This window comes from Massiliimicrobium timonense (assembly GCF_002160865.1).
Taxonomy (GTDB): Bacteria; Bacillota_I; Bacilli_A; order Erysipelotrichales; family Coprobacillaceae; genus Allocoprobacillus.
Genome location: NZ_NFLJ01000109.1, coordinates 1 through 534, shown reverse-complemented (window position 1 = coordinate 534; position 534 = coordinate 1). Strand labels below are relative to the sequence as shown.

The 534-nt window shown below is 32.0% G+C and carries 2 pseudogenes; one reads left to right on the top strand and one right to left on the bottom strand.

The annotated features are described in order from the left end of the window. A pseudogene (locus B5E75_RS14890) lies at positions 1 to 119 on the bottom strand (deoxyribose-phosphate aldolase); the annotation flags it as partial. Between the two features lie 170 nt (positions 120 to 289). Here B5E75_RS14890 and B5E75_RS14380 point away from each other — a divergent pair. Next, a pseudogene (locus B5E75_RS14380) lies at positions 290 to 534 on the top strand (IS1634 family transposase); the annotation flags it as partial.

The window sequence follows — 534 nt, the reverse complement described above, 5'->3', positions numbered from 1 at the left end:
GATGAAGTCCCTATACGTGATGCTCCAGCATTAACCATTGCTTCCATATCTTCAAATGTTTTGACACCACCACTGGCTTTAACTTCACAGTGATCACCAACAGTTTGTTTCATTAAAGCCCGTCTTTAGAGACTATCACTAGATTTTTTAGACTAAATTTAAAATCAAAATTTTAAGTAGCGAATAAACGTCGATTTTATCGATGTTTTTTTATGTTAAATTCTTTTATTTTTTTATAGTTTATGTTATAATAATAGTGATAGTGGTGATAGATTATTGGAGGTACTTTATGGCTTATTTTCTTAAACAATCTCATTTAAAAGGACGTACTTATTTATCAATCGTTGAGAGTTTTTATTCCCCTGAAAAGCATGGGTCTGCTCATCGTACATACAAGTCCCTTGCCTCTGTTGAAACTTGGAAGAAAAAAGGCATTGATGATCCTGTTGCTCATTTTCAAAAAGAAGTTGATGAATTAAATGCTGCTCATAAAATTAAAAAAGAACTTCAAATATCTGATGAGTCTCCTGAAGT